This is a genomic window from Calditrichia bacterium (assembly GCA_020634975.1).
Lineage (GTDB): Bacteria > Calditrichota > Calditrichia > RBG-13-44-9 > J075 > JACKAQ01.
The window spans coordinates 3,416,032-3,430,027 of the sequence record JACKAQ010000001.1 but is presented as its reverse complement, the minus strand read 5'-3'; the positions used below and the strand labels follow the sequence as shown (position 1 = coordinate 3,430,027).

The window sequence follows — 13,996 nt, the reverse complement described above, 5'->3', positions numbered from 1 at the left end:
TATTCAACCATTTGGGAGCCAAAAAATGAAAAAAAATAGACGTTTCATCGGATTAATCGCAGCGATCGCGATGCTCAGTTTCCCTGCGTTATTTGCGCAGGAAGGTGCAGCCGGAATGCCCGGCGCCTATCTCCACATGGGGATAGGCGCACGCGGGCAGGCATTGGGAAATGCCTACACCGCAATGGCACAGGACGGCTCGGCGTTGTTCTGGAATCCGGCAGGTTTAGCCAACCAGAACCCGTTCCAGATCTATTTTATGCACTCTAAATTGTTTATGAACACCAGTTTGGATTATGTTGCGGCAACCGCCCCCACCCGCAGCTACGGCAATTTCGGGCTCGGTCTGATCGCCCTCAACTCCGGGGAATTTGATCAGCGCAACGAGCTGAACGAGGAAATCGGCAACTTCAATCTCAGCGATATGGCGTTCCTCGCGTCGTGGTCAACGGTAGCATTTCAGGATATCGCCATCGGGATCAATTACAAACTGGTTACCCAAAAAATGCTCGATTACTCGGGAATGGGTCACGGGTTTGACATCGGTTTGCGGAAGCAACTGTCGCCGTGGCTGACCACCGGTTTGATGCTGGTGAACGCACTCGCTCCGTCGATGACGCTGGCGGAAGAATCGCAAAGTTTTGCCCGCCAGCTTCGCGTTGGCGCGGTCGCCAAACTGTTCGAAGACAAAATGTCGGTGAGCACGGAAATCTCCAAAATTCTGGGATGGGATAAAACCGCGCTCAACATCGGTGTGGAATATCAGGTAATGCCGATGATTGCGTTGCGCGGCGGTGTCAACAACAGCCAGATCACCATGGGATTGGGATTATCGCTCAACCAGTTCGGGATGGATTACAGCAACAAAAACACATCGGAACTCGGCACCAATCAGGTGTTCGCGCTCAATTATTCATTTGGCGGATTTGGCGTTGCCGCAACCGCCTATCCGAACGTTTTCTCCCCGGCAGGCGAGCAGAATGTTTCAAAAATCAAGTTGAAAGTGAATTGCCGCAGCGACATCAATCGCTGGAATTTTGAGATCGTGGATGCCGAAGGCAACATCGTGCGCAACTTCGCGCAGGCAACGGAATTGCCCGAAGAAATCGTTTGGGACGGTCGCAACGATGCCGGACAACTCGTTCACGACGGCAAGTTTTTCTACCGGTTTGCGGTGAGCACTGTTGCGGGGGAAACGCACCATTCCGATGGCACGCTGGTTTCCATCAACACGGCCGGTCCTTCCGGATCACTGGGATTTGACGAACGAATCAACAACCCCGGAGAAAACAAAAATGAACAACAATAGAACAAAACACCGGAAATTTCATATCGCAATCGCCGTTTGGGTTGCCCTGTTGACCGGGTTGGCGTTCGGCGATGAATATATTGCCTGGCAACATTTCCAGACGGCTGCCAACAGCTTTTCGGAGGGCGGCGATATCAATACCATTGTTACGCTTTGCGAACAAGCCAAAAAGGAAACCCGGGATGCCGTGCTGTTTTCACGGATATCCTTTTTGCAATCCGAAGCGTTGCTCAACGCCCAAAAATACGACGGCGCGTTGAAAGCGCTGGAACAGATTGGCAACCGCGACGGAAAACTGCCCGATTCGATCCGTGAGGAAACGGAACTGCGGCGCGGCATCATTTTTCTGAAAAGCGGGAAAGAGAATCTCGCGGTGCAGGTGTTCCAATCGCTGCACGACCGGAGCGCAATCCCGTTCATCAAACTGGAAGCATCGCTGGCGCTGGCGTGGCAATCTGCCAACCGGGAAAATTGGACGCAGTGCCGTTCGCTGATCGATGAAATTGTCAGCGAAAATCCGGCTGCCGCGAGCGATTCACGGCTGAGCTCGCTGCAGGCGCGGCTGTCCATCGCGGAAAACGAGCCGCAACACGCCATTGATTTACTGAAAAACGAACGCGACCCGCTCAGCCTTTCCCTCCTCGCCAATGCGTACGAAATGGTGGAAAACCGCATTTTGGCGGTCAGCATCTACAAAAAAATCAACGACCAGTTTCCCGGTTCGCCGGCTGCGGCAAAAGCCATGCTGCAGGCTGCGGATGTGTTCATGCGCGGGCAGGACTGGCTGGCGGCACAATCCGAACTGAAACGCTTCCGGCAATATTTTCCGGACAGCCGTTTTCGTGATGCGGTTACTTTCCGGCTGGGTTGGGTGTATCTCAATTTGAATCAGACAGACGATGCATTATCTGAATTTAGCCGCGAATCAGAATCTGCCAACAGCGCCTGTTTTCAATACATGCAGGCGGAGTGTTTCCGGATGATGGGCAAAATCGATCCCGCAAAATATCAGGATGCGATTCGGCGATTTCACACCATTGCATCGCTGAACGCCAATTCGCCCATCGCGCCGCTCGCCAAAATAAAAGCAGCAATGACCGAGTTGGAAAAAGGCGACAGCCTTAGTGCGGTCATCAGCATGCGGCAATTTTTATCGATGTATCCGAAAAACGAAATCGTTCCGGCAGTCAATTTTATGCTGGCGATGAACGAAGAGGCATCGAATGCCAACAAATATTTTGACAGAATTATCCAGTCGCGCGGCACGGGTAGCATTCCCGAAGCCGCATTTTTTGCCCTGCAGAATGAGGATTTTCAAAGACAACAATATCAACAGGTTATCAACCGAAACAGCTATCTGAAAAGCGACGCGGGTGATGCGGAATTGAGCTTTTGGGAACGGGCAAATTATTTGCTGATGGCAGAATCCGCCTATTTTCTGAAACATTACGATCTCGCCAAAGAAAATTACAACCGCGTGCTCAGCGAGCAACCGGACGATTTGTCCGAAAAAGCGCAATTGGGATTGACGTGGATTGCGTTTTACGAACAGGGTGTCGATGCCGCAATCGACGAGTTTCGCGAATTGAAAAACACGCTGAGCAACCCGAACAAATCCGCGGCGCGATACGGTTATGCCACGGCGCTGTTTCATCAGGAAAAATATGCGGCGGCGTTGCAGGAATATCCGGTGCAGCCGGATGACCAGCGTCTGCCGGAAAATGCCGCGCTGATTTCGCGATCCGCATTTCACGTTGCTGAATGCTATTACCGATTGCAGCAATATGCCGAAGCCATCGATACGTGGGAACGGATGGCCATCGATTTCCCGCAATCGCCATTAGCACCGGATGCGCTGTTTCAGGCGGCGGATCTCTATTTTCGGGCTAATTATTTTGAAGATGCGGATTCTGTGCTGACCAAAATTATCCGGAAATATCCCGGAAGCCCGGTTGCAGTGGAAAGCCATTTGCGACTCGCCCAGTCGGCGTATAACGCAGAAAATTATGATTTAGCGATCAAACGCTATCAGCAATTTTTAGATAAATTTCCCGATCACGAAAAAAACACTGTGGCGTTGGAAGGCATCCAGTACAGCTATTACCAGCTTGGGCAAACCGATCAGGCGGCGGAAACATTCCGAAAAGTTGCGGAGCAATCCGCCAATGCGGAGCTGGCGGTCGATGCGCGTTACCGGATGGCAACCAATTATCTCGCCGAAGGTTCGTACGAAGCCGCAGCAACGGAATTCAAGGAAATTTTGACTGCGTTTCCGAGTTCGTCTTACGCGCCGGATGCCCAGTTTTCGCTGGCGAAAGCGTTTATGGCACAGGAAAAATATCCGGATGCCGCACGGGAGTTCAGCCAGTTTATCCAATATTTTCCGGCGAGCAACCAGTTGCCGGAAGCAAATTTTCTGTTGGGTGTTTGCTATTTTAATATGGAAAGCTACCTGTCTGCCATCGATTGTTTTGATGCGGTGATTGCGGGTTTCCCGGAATCCGGATTTGCGGCGCACGCGTTGCAAAATGCCGGTTGGACCGCCGGACGGCTGAACGATCATGCGCAGGCGCTGGAATATTTCCGGCAGTATTTGACGGCATATCCTTCGGCAGAGGATGCACCGAAAATCCGGTTGCAAATGGCGAATGAGCATATGCAATTAAACCAGCATCCCGATGCAATTGAGCTTTACACCACATTGATCCGGACACCCGACGGAGCAATTGCCAGCGAAGCCATTTATCATTTGGGGATGTTGTATCTTCAACAAAATCAGGTAGATGAAGCCGAATCCATTTTCAGTCAATCGATCGGCGTTGGCGAATCCGCAGACTATTACCGGCTCAGTTCGCTCGCCCAGCTCGCCGCAATTTATGAAAATATCGGGAAAGACTCGAAAGCGGTATCGGCGTATCAATTGCTGGTGAACAGCACATCGGAAGAACGCTGGGTAGTTGCGGCAGAAGAACGCATTCAAGCGCTGACAGATCTGAAAGCGGCGAAATGAAAATTATACCGCTGAGGGCGCAAAGCGCGCAGAGGAAAATGAGAACAGATCATTTTAAAGTGAAATCTGCAGTTAAAAACAAACATCAACAGGAGATAAAAAATGGACTTGAACGTTGTTGAAACCATAAAATCCAGTATCACGATGCTCATTTTATTGGGCTGTTCGGTGGTTGCCGTTACCTTTATTTTGGAGCGTTGGCTGTTTTTTAAACACACAACGGTGAATGCGGATTCATTTTTTACGAGCATCAAAAATGCGCTCAAACAAAATGACGTTGAAGCAGCAATAAACATTTGCAGCAACTCGTTTTCACCGCTGGCGCGGGTGGTCAAAAGCGGGCTGGAAGAGGCAAATAAAAATCCCGGCGCAGCCGTGGATATGATGGACGCCATCGCATTGGAACAACGCACCAAGCTGGAAAAAAACCTAAATATTTTGGGAACGCTGGGCAACATTGCGCCGCTGATCGGGCTGTTCGGCACGGTGGTCGGGATCATCCAGGCGTTCCACTCGCTGTCCGTTTCCGGTTCCGCCGGACCGTCGGTGATTTCTGCAGGCATCGCCGAGGCGCTGATTACCACTGCCGGCGGGCTGGTTGTCGCCGTTCCCGCGGTGGTGTTTTACAATTATTTTTTGCGAAAAGTGAACACAACCATGCTGGAAATCGAATCGGTCAGCAAAAAAGTGTTGATCATATTGGGAATCCCGGACAACGCGTGAACAGCCATCGTTCCGAAAATCAGGAGAAAATTCAGCAATGAAAATGAACAAACAAATCCGGAAAAACGGCGGCGTCACGGAGGTCAATCTGACATCGCTGGTGGATGTTTCGCTGACGCTGGTGATCATTTTTATGGTGTCCTATCCGCTGGTGATGCAATCAGGAATCAACGTTGCCACGCCGTCGCTGGGCAAAGCGCAAACACAAATTGAGGAAACGCCGTTGAAAGCGCAGATCAGCATCCGGGAAAATGACATCGTGGAATTGAACGGCACCGCTATCGATCCGGCAACGTTGCCCGATTCGCTAAAATCAATTCTCGATGCCAGCGCGGAAAAAATGGTGCTCATCAGCGCGGACAGCAGCGTGCTGCACGATCGCGTGGTTGCAGTGCTCGATATCGCCAAACAAAGCGGCGCGGTGCAACTATCCATTATCAAACAAAAATAACTCCCCGGGAGATGCCATGGAAGAGCCAATCAGCAAAGTAGATATAACCCCGTTGGTGGGCGTAGCCCTCATTTTGGTGATCGTTTTTATGGTCACATCGCCGTTGATGATGACGCCTGTCGATATGGAAATCAACCTTCCGCGCGCCAAAACCGTGGAAGCAAAATCCGAATCGAACATCACAATTTCGTATTCGAATGACGGAAAACTGGCGTTGAACGAAGACGCCATTGCCTCGTTTCCGGCGCTCGCCGCTCAACTGAAAAAGCGAGTGGCGGAACATCCGGACCGGTTGGTGGTCATCCGTGCAGACAAAAATGTGACCCATAACATCGTGCTGGAATTGCTCGGCACCGCAAAAAAAGCCGGCGCAACCCGGATTGCCATCGCAACGCTGCAACGCAACCGGGATCAGGTTTGAGGGGGAATTTATGAAAAACAACAACCTTAAAACCATCATTTACAGACAGTTGGTGACCCGGTTTTCCGCGATTTTTTTTCGGAATGACACCTTCCGCTCTGCCGGTGCGATGGGTTTTTCTGTGACGATTCACATCATCATGTTCGCGCTGTATTTCGGTTTGGCAGATATGAACGTGGCTGAAACGCCGCCGATCCGGGAAATCACATTTATCGATATGACCGAAGAATTGCCGGCAGAAACCCCGGAAATCCAACCGAAACCGGTAAAGAAAATCGTGCAGGCTGCAGCCGTTTTGCCGGAAACCAACGAGCTGCCGCAGCCGGAAACCGGCGCATCTATTGCGGCTGCCGGTTCGGATAAAATTTTTCTTGACCGGAAGCGGAAGCAGGCGCCAATCAATATCGAAAAAGTGCAAGCGGTGGCAAACAACATCGTAAAACCGGCGGATCTGATCAAGATTTCCCCGGCAAAAGGCATCCGCGATGACGAAAAAATTGCCCGTCCCACGCCGATCAGTCTGGGAGACAGCCAGAACTTGCTCGCCTCAACTGCTCCGGTAACAGCGGGCATCGCGGTTGACGGGCCCAAAACTCCGCAAATTCAACTTGGCGCGGGCACCGGAAAATCGAACGCCACAAACAGCGGAAGCATTAAAATCGATAGTAAGCCGAAACAAAAAGATTTGAATCCCGATGCGTTGAAACCGGATCAGCCGGGCACGGTTATCACGGGTGCGCTGGCCAACCGGAAAATCATCCGTAAAATTATCCCGCCGTTCCCGGAATGGGCAAAACGTCAGGGCGTTAGCGCAACTGTCGCGCTCCGCTTTACGGTGATGGAAAATGGTGTCGTGCGGGAAAATGTGGTGGTGGTTCGCACCAGCGGATCGGGTGAGTGGGATCGTCTGGTGATCGAAGCGCTAAAACAGTGGCAATTTGCCGCGCTCGAAAACAGCGGCATTCGCCTCGATCAATCCGGTGTAATAACGTTCCAATTCGTCATTTGACGATAAAAGAAAAGGAAAACCAATGAAATTATTAATGATTGTTTCCGTCATCTTGTTCGCAACATCGGGCGTGTTCGGACAGAATTCTGAAGAAAAATCCGGTTCGCTAGACGAAGTTGTGGTAAAAGCCACTTATTCCGCAGAAATGAAAGAAGAAAAATTGCCGGTTATGATGCCAATGGATTTTTCAGATCTCATCCAGATTCCCGAAAAAATTTCCTGGGCGGCGGTGGGTGTGTCCGGGCAATCGGTCGGTGAAAATAAATGGGATTCGTTCACTTTCAAACTGATTTCGCCCGCTTTCGCGAACATCCAACCGCAGCCGGTAAAGGTGTTTCATGCCAATTTCAGCGATCTGAAGTATTGGGAAATGCACATTTTCCGGAGCAACGGCGATGTATTTTATACCGTTAGCGGCGATGGCAATCCACCTGCTGATATACCGTGGGATGGCATTGGCAACAGCGGCGAGATGCTGGTTCCGGGACACAACTATTCATTCAGCTTTACGGCGGTAGATCGCGCCGGAAATAAAAAAACATTTCCAGGGCAAACCTTCACCATTGTTGCAGCGTTTTTTGCGGACAGCAGCGGCACACAAATTCGCATTGCCAACAGCGAGCTGTTCGATAGCCGGGGCAGCAGCTTATCGCGCAACGTCGAAAAATATATCCAGGAAATTGCACTATTGCGTAATTTGTATTCGACATCCGGTCGAGTTTCGATGCAATCACAGCATCCGTTGGCAGCAAATTTTTTTGATCGACTACGGGCACTGTTTTCCGAAAAAGATGTATCACCTGTGTCATTGCCGGCAGCAGCCGGAAATGAGGGTTGCGTGGCAATTTTCATCGAATAATCTGGAAATCAGAGCCGGGAAATCATTGATATAAAACAACCTGAGATCGATGTCCACTTCAAGAAAATCGCGGGGAATCCGATAATAAATGGGAACCATTGAACTTGAATGAACAGAAATCAGGTTAACAAAAAATGAGCATTTCCCCCGGCGATCAGATCATCAATTTTTACAACCTCATTGGCAAAAGTCCCCAAATGAAAAAGTTGTATGAGGACATCAAAAGAGTTGTGCACAGCTCCACCGTTACCGTGCTGATCTTGGGTGAAAGCGGAACCGGCAAGGAGCTGATCGCCAGGGCAATCCACAATGCCAGCCAGCAGGCTACAAAGCCTTTTGTGGAAATTAACTGCACGGCGCTGCCGGAATCGCTGCTGGAAACAGAATTGTTCGGCTACGAAGCCGGCGCATTTACTGATGCACGAAAAACTAAAAAAGGGTTGCTGGAACTGGCAGACGGCGGAACGTTTTTTCTCGATGAAATTGGGGATATGAATATCGGGTTGCAATCGAAATTGCTCAAAGTGTTGGATGAAAAAGCCTTCCGGCGGGTGGGCGGCATCCGCAATATTGACCTCAAAATGCGGATAATTGCCGCAACCAACCGCGATCTGGTAAATTTGGTTCAGAAAGGCAAATTTCGGGAGGACTTGTATTATCGGTTAAACGTGATTTCCATCCGGGTGCCGCCTTTGCGGGAACGCAGTCAGGATATTTTGTTGCTGGCAGAATATTATTTATTCCAGTTTGCGGCAGAGCATCACCGGAAAATTCGCGGATTTTCAAACGCAGCAAAAGATTTGCTGCTCAGTTACCCATGGCCGGGCAATGTTCGCGAATTGAAAAACACTATTGAGCGCGTTGTGTTACTCAGTTCATCTGAGCTTATTTCTTATGATGATTTAAAACTGGGTGAGGGGCACATCGTTAAAAATTATCCGGTCAATATTCGCGGTAGCCAAAAAATCGAGATCAACTTTCCGCCACAGGGCATTCCCCTGGACGAATTGGAAAAAGCAGTGCTCGAAAAAGCACTGGAAACAGCCGAAGGCAACAAAGCAAAAGCAGCAAAATTACTCCACATCACCAGAGAAAAATTTCGGTATAAGCTAAAAAAACATGGCATAGACAGTTAATTTTTAGAAACTATCAGCATTTGTTTTATCACTTCTCATTCCCAAAAAACAACATTTGCAATCAATAAAAAAGGCTGTTTGAATTTTAAATTTCAAACAGCCTGCATTTTGTACCCCCGGTAAGAATCGAACTTACGCACCTGGCTCCGGAGGCCAGTGCTCTATCCACTGAGCTACGGGGGCGTGGTTATTTTTAGCTTATAAATTTAGTTTTCGCTGAACTGTAAATCAAATGTTTATTTAATATTTCTTTCCGCAGGTGATTTATTATCGACAATCTGCCTAATCCGTTAAATATTGCGTTTAGAACAGAAGTGTGAAATTTTTTTACACACTGCCGATTTTTTCTTTGACAAGTGCAAATACGTGTATTATATTTCTTCCCACCGCTTGATCTATGATATTGCTTTTTCTAAGTTTAACCCAAAACGTGGAGAGGCCTTGCATGAGTCTGGAGCTACGTGGCATTCGTTCCAACCCCCGTTTTTCCCTGGAAAAATATTTAGATGAGATCAGTCAGATACCACTGCTCGTCCCCGCTGAAGAGATCGAACTCACTCAGCGTATTAAACAAGGCGATCAGGAAGCACTGCATCATCTCATCCGCGCAAACCTCCGGTTTGTCGTGAAAGTTGCTAAAGAGTATCAAAACCAGGGTTTACCGCTAACTGATCTGATCAATGAGGGCAACCTCGGATTGATCAAAGCTGCAAAACGGTTTGATGAAACACGCGGATTCAAATTTATTTCGTACGCAGTCTGGTGGATTCGACAATCCATTTTGAAAGCGTTAGCTGAGCATTCCAGAGTCGTTCGACTCCCCCTTAACCGGGTTGGTTTGATCAGCAAAGTGAATCAACTGGTTCGAACCCTTGAACAGGAGTTCAACCGGGATCCCTCCTACGAAGAAATCTCCCAGGAATTAGACATATCAGTCCCCGATATCTCCGAAGCGATGACCAGCAGCGCGTTTCACGTATCGCTGGATCAGCCGATCAATCGTTCAGAGGAAGGAACGATGAAGGAGATTATCCGGAACCCGGATAGCAAAACGCCGGATGGCGATTTGATTACCGATTCGCTGCGACAGGAAATTCGCAGAGTGCTGAAGTCACTCACATCCAGGGAAGAGAAAATCATCAAAATGTATTTTGGTGTCGATTATGAGCGTCCGTACACGCTCGAAGAAATTGGCGAACGCCTCAAATTAACCCGTGAACGGGTTCGCCAAATTAAGGAACGTGCATTGATTCGGTTGCGGCATCAGTCCCGCTCCCAAAATTTGCGGCTGTTCCTCTAATACGGAAATTTGATAACCGCTTTCTCAAAAGGGGACGCAAACGCGTTCCCTTTTTTTATCCACTCCCCTGCCCTCGCCAATCGTTTACAACCGTAAAATCCGAATTTGTGAATTAAGTCCATGCTTTGTTGCCGATAATATGCATATTATATTTTTATGATAATAAAATGATAACCCTTTTAGCCCCGGAGGTATTTTAGGTTGAAAAGTTTGATGACCAGTGTTTCCGGCGTTCGTGGCATTGTGGGAGACAGCCTGACGCCAGAAATTATTACCAAATATGTGCATGCGTTCGCCCAAATGTTGAGCGATAAAAAAGTAGTCGTGGGTGGAGACCCGCGCGTTAGCCAGGCATTTGTTCGCCCGATCGTAAAATCTGTTTTGATGGCCAGCGGTTGCCAGGTGATCGATATCGGTATTACACCAACGCCCACCGTACAAATTGCAGTTGAGCACCTCAAAGCTGCCGGCGGCATTGCCATCACCGCAAGCCACAACCCTATTCAATGGAACGGGTTGAAATTCATCGGTGAAGACGGGCTGTTTCTCCCCGAAAACCAGATCAAGGAATTGTTCGAACGGGCAGACAGGGGCGTAACAGAATACGTTAGCTGGAACGTGCTGGGTCACGAAGAAAGCTATCCCGATGCCATCAACGACCACCTGCGTAAAATTTACAACCTGCCATATATTGACATCGATTTGATCCGCAGTCGCAAATTCAAAGTGGCGCTGGATTGCGTCAACGGTGCGGGCGGTGCGATTATTCCAAAATTGCTGGAAGATCTCGGTTGCGAAATCGTTGGGCTAAATCTGGAACCAACCGGCGTTTTTGCCCACACACCGGAACCCGTTCCCCAAAATTTGGGCGATTTATGCCAGGCCGTAAAAGACAGCGGCGCAGATTTGGGTGTTGCCGTCGATCCGGATGTGGATCGTTGCGCACTCATCGGCAACGACGGTCACCCGATGGGCGAAGAATACACCCTGGCGATGGCAGTGAAATTTATTTTGAGCAAAAAACTCGGACATGTGGTCATCAACCTTTCCACCTCCCGCGCAGTGGATGACATTGCCCAATATTACAATTGCCAGCTCACCAAAACCAAAGTTGGCGAAATTAACGTTGCCGATAAAATGCGCGATGTGGACGCCGTCATCGGCGGCGAAGGTAACGGCGGCATCATTTTGCCGGATATCCATTTGGGCAGAGACGCACCGGTTGCCGTTGCACTAACCCTGCAGCACCTTGCCGAATGGGGGAAATCCGTCACGGATCTGAAGCAAACGCTGCCCCAATATTACATTCTGAAAGACAAAACACCGCTGGGTGATGTCAATCCCGATCATGTGATCGAACATTTCAGCAGCAAATACAGTTCGGACACGCTCAATTTTATGGACGGATTGCGCATCGACCGCCCGGATTGCTGGATTCACCTGCGGAAATCGAACACCGAACCGATTATGCGCGCTATTGTTGAAGCCCGCACACCGGACATCGCATGGAGCATTTTGCAGGAAATAAAGGAAGAAATCAGCGCACTGAAACCGCACTGATCAACATTTCAAAATCAGATGTTCGCAAAAGGGAACGGTCAACGTTCCCTTTTTTATTTCTACCAAAATTTTTGAAAGATTACAGAAAATACCGTGTCTAATATTCGAAGCACCTGAAAAGAGGACAGCTTGTGGATGATTCAATTTGTAAAACAACCCATTTTTCGGAGAAAAAATTATGCGGTATTTTTTAGTTATGGTGGCAGCAATTCTGCTGCTTACGGTATCACAAATTTCAGCGCAATCGCCATCGGGCAGAATCGAAATGTTGAAAAAACAGCTCAATTTGAGTGAGACGCAGACCGAATCCATTCAAAAAATTTTGGAAAACAGCCGGCAGCAAATGAATCAATTACGGGAAGAAAATAAAAATAATCCAGATGCGCTGCAAAAAGCCGAGGCAGATTTGCGGGTTCAGGAACAGCAGCAAATCCAAAATATTCTTTCGGACGAGCAAAAAAAAATATTCGCAGAAGTGATGGAAAAACAGCAACTTGGGCGAAGTGCACCGCGCGGCGGATTTGGCGAACAACGGCTGGAGATGCTCAAAAAAGAGCTGGCATTGACCGAGGAGCAAGTCGCCAAAATTCAACCGGTTATGGCAGAATATGGTGAGAAAATACGCTCGATGCGTCAGCCGGGACAACGCCCGAGCCGGGATGACCGGGAAAAAATGAGAGCACTGATGATCGAGCAAGATGCCGCCATCGCCAAACATCTCACAGCTGACCAGCAGGCAACATTCAAAAAGCTGAATGAGGCGCAACGAAACGAACGTCGCGCCCAACGCCCGTTTCGTGATCAAAAGTGATTATTTTGTAGCCAGCCAATCGCAAATCAGGTCCACAGCGGTAACAACATTCGGGCAATATTCCCGCAAAAATTCTACATCGATAACTTTGGCAGGTGGCAATGTCGCAACACCTGCCAAGGCTTTTTCGCCATCAAAATCCACATAAGCCAACCGGGCGGTCAACGTTTCCGGCTGGCTGCCAAATACGCTGCCCGGCAAAATGGCAACGCCGGTATCGTTGAGCAATTGATGGCAAAGTTCATCGCTGGTATAAATTCCCCGGCGATTCAGTGCTTCGCGAAATGAGTTAAAATTGGCGTATAAATAAAATCCGCCTTTTGGCTCCGGTAACGCAACGCCGGCTTTTTGAAGCCGCCGGGCGAGATAGCGTCCTAACGCACTGAGCAATTTCCGGGATCGCGCCAGATACTTCTCAATTTTTTCGCTGCCATTGAACGCCTGCACGGCGGCATATTGAATCGGCGCAGATGTTGCCGTAAAGGTTTCGCTGGCGACCACAGACATGGCATCGCGCAACCAATTCAAGGATTCCGGGAACGTAAAAGTGCCCAATCGCCAGCCGCCGGCACCACACCATTTGCTCAATCCACTGCTGATAATTGTGCCTTCCGGATAAAATCGCGCGATGGAAACATGCTGCCCTTTGTGGTGCATCTCGCCATAAATCTCATCGGAAATTAAAATGATACGATATTTGCGGGCAACTTTGGCAATTGCTTTCAGTTCATCCGTCGTGTAAGTGCTGCCACTGGGATTATTGGGGTAATTGAGGATAACAATTCTCGGGCGATCGGGATCGGGTTCGCACAATTTTTCCAAATCTTCCGGCATGAGGTTCAGGCTATTGGTCAACCGGGTGGGCACCCAACGAATGTGCCGCCCGATAATCTGCGCCTGCGGTGCGTACGATACCCAACTGGGCGTCGGTATCACCAAATCACCGTAATACACGAGCTGAACAATAAACATCAATTCTTTGGAACCCGGGCCAATCAGTACATTTTCAGCTTTAAAATTGATACCTTCTTTGCGGCGATGGAACCCGGCAACTGCGGCCCGGAGCTCCGGCAATCCCTTCACCGGCAAATAATCTTTTTCGTGAGCGTGCGTTTGCAGCGCAGCAACGACTTCCTCCGGTACCGGAAAAGGCGATTGTCCCAATCCCAATTTATATACTTTTTTACCGTTTTTGATCAGCGAAGCGCTCAATTCATTGATGGTCAGCGTGGCGGATTGCGGCAATCCCCGAACATTCAGGTTCAGGTAAATTTGCGGAGATTGATTGCGTTTCCCGTTACTTTTATCCGATGAATAGCTTGGCGCTTTATTAACCTGGGGCTGATCCTTATTTTTATCTGTCATTATTCCAACTCCTTTTAAAAAAATCACAACTTGCTGTTTTGT

The 13,996-nt window shown here is 49.0% G+C and carries 12 protein-coding genes and 1 tRNA gene; 11 read left to right on the top strand and 2 right to left on the bottom strand.

Translation table 11 applies throughout. The features are described 5' to 3' along the window. Positions 1–25 precede the first annotated feature (25 nt). The 8 genes from H6629_13810 to H6629_13775 all read left to right on the top strand — a co-directional run bounded on the left by H6629_13810 (position 26) and on the right by H6629_13775 (position 8,918). Positions 26–1,309, top strand: coding sequence for a PorV/PorQ family protein (locus tag H6629_13810; GenBank protein MCB9068871.1), 1,284 nt, complete (start codon positions 26–28; stop codon positions 1,307–1,309). Next, positions 1,296–4,319: a tetratricopeptide repeat protein gene (locus H6629_13805; GenBank protein MCB9068870.1), complete on the top strand. Its 3,024-nt coding sequence runs from the start codon at positions 1,296–1,298 to the stop codon at positions 4,317–4,319. The genes H6629_13810 and H6629_13805 overlap by 14 nt, the downstream gene beginning before the upstream one ends. A gap of 102 nt (positions 4,320–4,421) precedes the next feature. Then, positions 4,422–5,042: a MotA/TolQ/ExbB proton channel family protein gene (locus tag H6629_13800; GenBank protein MCB9068869.1), complete on the top strand. Its 621-nt coding sequence runs from the start codon at positions 4,422–4,424 to the stop codon at positions 5,040–5,042. Positions 5,043–5,079: 37 nt separating this feature from the next. Beyond that, entirely contained in the window at positions 5,080–5,493 is a 414-nt protein-coding gene (locus H6629_13795; GenBank protein MCB9068868.1) for a biopolymer transporter ExbD, read from the top strand. Positions 5,494–5,509: 16 nt separating this feature from the next. Then, on the top strand, positions 5,510–5,914 hold the full coding sequence (locus H6629_13790) for a biopolymer transporter ExbD (GenBank protein ID MCB9068867.1): 405 nt from the start codon (positions 5,510–5,512) through the stop codon (positions 5,912–5,914). A 10-nt stretch (positions 5,915–5,924) separates the two neighbouring features. Then, the gene (locus H6629_13785) at positions 5,925–6,923 is read left to right on the top strand and encodes a TonB family protein (GenBank protein ID MCB9068866.1); all 999 of its coding nucleotides are present in this window, start codon (positions 5,925–5,927) and stop codon (positions 6,921–6,923) included. 22 nt (positions 6,924–6,945) lie between these two features. After that, positions 6,946–7,782 carry a hypothetical protein gene (locus tag H6629_13780; protein ID MCB9068865.1) on the top strand — a complete coding sequence of 279 codons (837 nt, stop codon included), beginning with the start codon at positions 6,946–6,948 and terminating at the stop codon, positions 7,780–7,782. A 134-nt stretch (positions 7,783–7,916) separates the two neighbouring features. Beyond that, complete coding sequence (locus tag H6629_13775) at positions 7,917–8,918, top strand: sigma-54-dependent Fis family transcriptional regulator (protein MCB9068864.1); 1,002 nt, start codon at positions 7,917–7,919, stop codon at positions 8,916–8,918. A gap of 111 nt (positions 8,919–9,029) precedes the next feature. Here the strand turns inward: H6629_13775 and H6629_13770 are convergent. After that, positions 9,030–9,101 (bottom strand) — tRNA-Arg (locus H6629_13770). Between the two features lie 262 nt (positions 9,102–9,363). Between H6629_13770 and H6629_13765 the strand changes: the two genes are divergently transcribed. From H6629_13765 to H6629_13755, 3 genes are all read left to right on the top strand, one after another. Next, positions 9,364–10,218: an RNA polymerase sigma factor RpoD/SigA gene (locus tag H6629_13765; protein ID MCB9068863.1), complete on the top strand. Its 855-nt coding sequence runs from the start codon at positions 9,364–9,366 to the stop codon at positions 10,216–10,218. Positions 10,219–10,419: 201 nt separating this feature from the next. Then, complete coding sequence (gene glmM / locus H6629_13760) at positions 10,420–11,778, top strand: phosphoglucosamine mutase (GenBank protein ID MCB9068862.1); 1,359 nt, start codon at positions 10,420–10,422, stop codon at positions 11,776–11,778. A gap of 178 nt (positions 11,779–11,956) precedes the next feature. After that, positions 11,957–12,589 (top strand): hypothetical protein, encoded by a 633-nt coding sequence (locus tag H6629_13755; GenBank protein MCB9068861.1) that lies wholly within the window; start codon positions 11,957–11,959, stop codon positions 12,587–12,589. Here the strand turns inward: H6629_13755 and H6629_13750 are convergent, their stop codons facing one another. Beyond that, on the bottom strand, positions 12,590–13,954 hold the full coding sequence (locus tag H6629_13750; protein MCB9068860.1) for an aminotransferase class I/II-fold pyridoxal phosphate-dependent enzyme: 1,365 nt from the start codon (positions 13,952–13,954) through the stop codon (positions 12,590–12,592). Positions 13,955–13,996: the final 42 nt, after the last annotated feature.

Excerpts from the sequence above, each read along its gene's own strand:
- H6629_13780 (MCB9068865.1), top strand. The coding sequence starts at position 6,946 with ATGAAATTATTAATGATTGTTTCCGTCATCTTGTTCGCAACATCGGGC.
- H6629_13795 (MCB9068868.1), top strand. The coding sequence starts at position 5,080 with ATGAAAATGAACAAACAAATCCGGAAAAACGGCGGCGTCACGGAGGTC.
- H6629_13785 (MCB9068866.1), top strand. The coding sequence starts at position 5,925 with ATGAAAAACAACAACCTTAAAACCATCATTTACAGACAGTTGGTGACC.
- H6629_13750 (MCB9068860.1), bottom strand. The coding sequence starts at position 13,954 with ATGACAGATAAAAATAAGGATCAGCCCCAGGTTAATAAAGCGCCAAGC.
- H6629_13765 (MCB9068863.1), top strand. The coding sequence starts at position 9,364 with ATGAGTCTGGAGCTACGTGGCATTCGTTCCAACCCCCGTTTTTCCCTG.
- H6629_13805 (MCB9068870.1), top strand. The coding sequence starts at position 1,296 with ATGAACAACAATAGAACAAAACACCGGAAATTTCATATCGCAATCGCC.
- H6629_13755 (MCB9068861.1), top strand. The coding sequence starts at position 11,957 with ATGCGGTATTTTTTAGTTATGGTGGCAGCAATTCTGCTGCTTACGGTA.
- H6629_13775 (MCB9068864.1), top strand. The coding sequence starts at position 7,917 with ATGAGCATTTCCCCCGGCGATCAGATCATCAATTTTTACAACCTCATT.
- H6629_13810 (MCB9068871.1), top strand. The coding sequence starts at position 26 with ATGAAAAAAAATAGACGTTTCATCGGATTAATCGCAGCGATCGCGATG.
- H6629_13790 (MCB9068867.1), top strand. The coding sequence starts at position 5,510 with ATGGAAGAGCCAATCAGCAAAGTAGATATAACCCCGTTGGTGGGCGTA.
- H6629_13800 (MCB9068869.1), top strand. The coding sequence starts at position 4,422 with ATGGACTTGAACGTTGTTGAAACCATAAAATCCAGTATCACGATGCTC.